Origin of the sequence: Allokutzneria sp. NRRL B-24872, assembly GCF_002155965.1 — a bacterium.
In the GTDB taxonomy this organism is placed as follows: Bacteria; Actinomycetota; Actinomycetes; order Mycobacteriales; family Pseudonocardiaceae; genus Allokutzneria.
In genome coordinates this window covers 1-4,715 of the sequence record NZ_MUMH01000264.1, presented here as the reverse complement: position 1 = coordinate 4,715, position 4,715 = coordinate 1, and the positions used below count along the sequence as shown (strand labels likewise).

Annotated in this window: 3 protein-coding genes; all 3 read left to right on the top strand. The window is 69.9% G+C overall.

Annotated features, from left to right (window positions below):
* Positions 1-174 precede the first annotated feature (174 nt).
* Genes CCN37_RS37205 through CCN37_RS37195 form a run of 3 tightly spaced genes read left to right on the top strand, consistent with a single transcriptional unit; the run spans position 175 to position 4,713 of the window.
* Positions 175-1,932, top strand: a complete 1,758-nt coding sequence (locus CCN37_RS37205; protein WP_086830103.1) for an ABC transporter ATP-binding protein — start codon at positions 175-177, stop codon at positions 1,930-1,932.
* A complete protein-coding gene (locus CCN37_RS37200) occupies positions 1,929-3,704 on the top strand; it encodes an ABC transporter ATP-binding protein (RefSeq protein ID WP_086830101.1) in 1,776 nt (591 codons plus the stop codon). Before CCN37_RS37205 ends, CCN37_RS37200 begins: the two co-directional genes overlap by 4 nt.
* Before the next feature lie 16 nt (positions 3,705-3,720).
* On the top strand, positions 3,721-4,713 hold the full coding sequence (locus CCN37_RS37195; RefSeq protein WP_086830098.1) for a small ribosomal subunit Rsm22 family protein: 993 nt from the start codon (positions 3,721-3,723) through the stop codon (positions 4,711-4,713).
* Positions 4,714-4,715: the final 2 nt, after the last annotated feature.

Below are 4,715 nucleotides of genomic sequence, written 5' to 3'. Positions count from 1 at the left end.
ACACGACTGATCATCGCCGCCCAGCACGAGCGCCCCGGCGGCGATGATCAGTCGTGTGCGCATGTGCGATCTCCTCGGATCGGTGAGCTTCACCCACTACATGCCGCGAAGGGCCTCGGAGGTTGCACGCGCCGGACTTGACCTCAACGTTGGTTGAGTTTCTAGCGTGATCACGTGACCGACGAACCAGAGCGCCGGGGAGCGCTCCTCCGCCTGCTCCGCACCCATCTCCGGCCGTACCGCGGCGCCATCGCGATCGTGGTGCTGCTGCAACTGGCGCAGACCTTCGCCTCGCTGCTGCTGCCCGCGCTGAACGCCGACATCATCAACAACGGCGTGCTCGAGGGGGACACCGACCGGATCTTCGGCACCAGCGCGGTGATGCTCGCGATCACGCTCGCGCAGGTCGTGACGGCGGCGGCCGCGGTCTACTTCGCGGCGCGCACGGCGATGGCGGTGGGCCGCGACGTGCGCGCGGCGGTGTTCGAGCGGGTGCAGACCTTCTCCGTGCGCGAGCTGGGCGAGTTCGGGGCGCCGTCGCTGATCACGCGCACCACCAACGACGTCCAGCAGGTGCAGATGATCACCATGCTGGCGCTCGCGTCGATGGTGACGGCGCCGATCATGGGCGTGGGCGGTGTGATCATGGCGCTGGGCCAGGACGTCCCGCTCTCGGCGCTGCTGATCGTGGTGGTGCCCGCGCTCGCGGTCGCGATGCGGTTGATCCTGCGCGGGATGGGGCCGCTGGCGGCCTTCGTGCAGCAGCGCATCGACCGGGTCAACCGCATGCTGCGCGAGCAGATCACGGGAATCCGCGTGGTGCGGGCCTTCGTCCGCGAGGACCACGAGCGCGAGCGCTTCGCCGACGCCAACGGCGAGCTGATGGGCGTGGCGCTCGGGGTCGGCAAGCTGATGGCGTTGATGCTGCCCGTGATCCTGCTGGTGATGGAGCTGTCCAACGCCGCGGTGATGTGGTTCGGCGGCATGCGGGTGGATGCGGGCGCGATGCAGATCGGCGCGCTGTTCGCGTTCCTGCACTACCTGATGCAGATCCTGATGTCGACGCTGATGGCGACCTTCATGATCCTCCAGCTGCCCCGCGCGCGAGTGTCGGCGGGCCGCGTCGAGCAGGTCCTGAACACCACCACGAGCGTTGTGGTGGCGGAGAACCCGGTCACCGAGCTACCTCGCCCGGGGTACGTCGACGTGCGCGGAGCGGGGTTCCGCTACCCGGGCGCGGAGCGGCCGGTGCTGCACGACGTGGACCTCATCGCCCGCCCGGGGCAGACCACGGCCGTGGTGGGTTCGACGGGAAGCGGCAAGACCACGCTGCTCAACCTGCTCCCCCGGCTCTTCGACGCCACGGGCGGGGAGGTGCTGGTCGGTGGGGTCGACGTGCGCGAGCTGGCTCCGGCGACGCTGTCGAGCGCGATCGGTTTCATCCCGCAGAAGCCGTACCTGTTCTCCGGGACGATCGCGTCGAACCTGCGCTACGGCAACCCGGACGCGACCGAGGAAGAGCTGTGGCGCGCCTTGGAGATCGCCCAGGCGCGGGACTTCGTCGAAGCGCTGCCGGAGCGGCTGGACGCCCCGATCGGGCAAGGCGGGAGCAACGTCTCCGGCGGGCAGCGGCAGCGGCTGGCCATCGCCAGGGCGCTCGTGGCGAAGCCGGACATCTACCTCTTCGACGACTCGTTCTCCGCGCTGGACAACAGCACCGACGCGGCGCTGCGTGCCGCGCTGGCGAAGGAGCTCGGCGGCGCGACGGTGATCATCGTCGCGCAGCGGATCTCCACGATCCGCGAGGCGGACCGGATCGTCGTGCTCGACGCGGGGCGGGTCGTCGGCACCGGCACGCACGCGGAACTGATGGACACCAACGACACCTACCGGGAGATCGTGCTCTCCCAGCACACCGTGGAGATGGCATGAAGACCGAGAAGCCCACTGACTTCACCGGAACGCTCACCCGGCTGCTGCGCATGATGGAGCCCGAGCGCGCGCTGCTGGCCGGGGTGCTCGGCGCCGGGCTCGGCTACGTGGCGATGTGGGTGACCGTGCCGTTGATCTTCGGGCGTGTCACCGACCTGATCTTCACCGGAGTGCGCGGCGCCGGCATCGACTTCGGCGCCGTCGGGACCGCGCTGGCGTGGGCGCTCGCCGCGATCGTCGGCTCATCGGGCTTCGCGTGGCTGCAAGGCAGGCTCACCGCGGTCGTGGCCCAGCGGCTGGCATTTCGACTGCGCGAGCGCTCCGCCGACAAGCTGAACCGGCTGCCGCTGGCCTACTTCGACCGCAGCCCGCGCGGTGAGGTGCTGTCCAGGGTCACCAACGACATCGACAACGTTTCCGAAGCGCTGCAACAGGTTCTGAGCCGCATCACGATCTCGCTGCTCACCCTGCTCGGCGTGGTCGTGATGATGTTCTGGCTGGCGCCGACCATGGCGCTGCTCGCGCTCGTCACCATCCCGGTCGCGATCCTGATCACCCGGGCCATCGCGAAGCGGGCGCAGCCGCACTTCACGAAGCAGTGGGCCACCACCGGCGAGCTCAACGGCCACATCGAGGAGATGTACACCGGGCACGCGCTGGTGAAGCTCTTCGGCAGGCAGCGCGAGGCGGTCGCGACCTTCGCCCAGCACAACGAGAAGCTGTACGCGGCGGCCTTCCGCGCGCAGTTCGTCTCCGGCACGACGCAGCCCGCGATGTCCTTCGTGGGCAACCTGACCTACGTGATGGTGGCCGTCGTCGGCGGGCTCCGCGTGGCCAGCGGGACGATGTCGCTCGGCGACGTGCAGGCCTTCATCCAGTACGTGCACGAGTTCAACCACCCGATCACCCAGCTCGCCGCGATGACCAGCATCGTCCAGTCGGGCCTCGCCTCGGCCGAACGCGTCTTCGGGCTGCTCGACGCCGAGGAGCAGCGCCCGGAGCCGCTGAGCCCGGTCCCGCTCGGCACGGTGCGCGGGCGCGTGGCCTTCGAGAACGTCTCCTTCCGCTACTCCCCCGAGAAGCCGCTGATCGAGGACCTGTCGCTGTCAGTGGCGCCGGGGCAGACCGTCGCCATCGTCGGTCCGACCGGCGCGGGCAAGTCCACGCTGGTCAACCTGCTCATGCGCTTCTACGAGGTCTCCGGCGGGCGGATCACACTCGACGGCGTGGACATCGCCGAGGCGCACCGCTCGCAGGTGCGCGGCAACATCGGCATGGTCCTTCAGGACACGTGGCTCTTCGGCGGCACGATCGCGGAGAACATCGCCTACGGCGTCGACGACGTCTCCCGCGAGCGCGTCGTCGAGGCCGCGCGCGCCACGCACGTCGACCGCTTCGTCCGCACACTGCCCGACGGCTACGAGACCGTGATCGACGAGGAGGGCTCCAACGTCAGCGCGGGCGAGAAGCAGCTGATCACCATCGCGCGGGCGTTCCTGGCCGATCCGGCGATGCTCGTGCTCGACGAGGCGACCAGCTCGGTGGACACGCGCACCGAAGTGCTGCTCCAGCAAGCGATGTCGTCGCTGCGCCAGGGCCGCACGAGCTTCGTGATCGCGCACCGGCTGTCCACCATCCGCGACGCCGACGTGATCCTGGTGATGGACTCCGGCCGCATCGTCGAACAGGGTTCGCACGCGGACCTGCTCGCCGCCAACGGCCACTACGCGCGGCTGTACGCGGCCCAGTTCGCCCAGCCGGTCGCGGCATGAGCCAGAATCTTCCCCCGTGGCCCTCCCGACCGACCTCCAGTCCGCTTTGGACACCGCGCTCAGCCGCTTCCCCAACCAGCAGCTGGCCCGCGCGGTGGACCGCCTGAGCACCCGGTACCGGGAGGGGCGCGCCGCGACCGCGCCGATCATGAACTCCGACAGCGACGTGGCGGCCTACGCCGGCTACCGCATGCCCGCCACCTACGCGGCGGTGCGCGCGGTGCTCGGCGAGGTCGCCACCTTCGCGCCCGAGTTCACGCCGAAGTCCCACATCGACGTGGGCGGCGGCACCGGAACCGCGCTGTGGGCGGCGGCCGGCACCTGGTCCACGCTCAGCGAACTGACCGTCGTCGAGCAGGTCGAGAAGGCGCTCAACCTGGGCCGCACGCTCGCCGCCTCCGCGTCCTCCGCCGCGTTGCGGTCCGCGACGTGGCGGCGCGGCGTGATCGACACCAAGACCCCGCTGCCTGCCGCTGACCTCGTCACCCTGTCCTACGTGCTCGGCGAACTCCCCGAAGCCATGCGCGCGCGGACCGTCACCTGGCTCGCCGCGTCCGCGTCGATGGTGGTGCTCATCGAGCCCGGTACTCCGGCGGGGTATCAGCGCATCGCCGATGCCCGCGCTCAACTGCTCGAACTCGGGCGCTCGTTGGTGGCGCCGTGCCCGCACTCGCACACGTGCCCCATCCCGCAGGGCAAGGACTGGTGCCACTTCTCCGCCCGTCTGCCCCGCGTCGGCGCGCACCGCCTGATCAAGGACGGCACCCTCAACTTCGAGGACGAGAAGTTCGCCTACATCGCCGCCTCCACGGCCCCGGCCTCCCACGCCCAGAACCGCATCCTCCGGCACCCGTTGAAGCGCAAGGGATTGGTCTCCCTCCAACTGTGCTCCAGCGAAGGCGTCCTCACCGAAACCACCGTCACCAAGCGCCACGGCGAGCTCTACCGCTCCGCCCGCGACGCCACGTGGGGCGACCCCTGGACCCCGCACTCACGTAAACTCCCTTAACC

What these genes read in the sequence shown, in the direction of transcription:
- CCN37_RS37200 (WP_086830101.1), top strand. Translation starts at nt 1,929, where the DNA reads ATGAAGACCGAGAAGCCCACTGACTTCACCGGAACGCTCACCCGGCTG.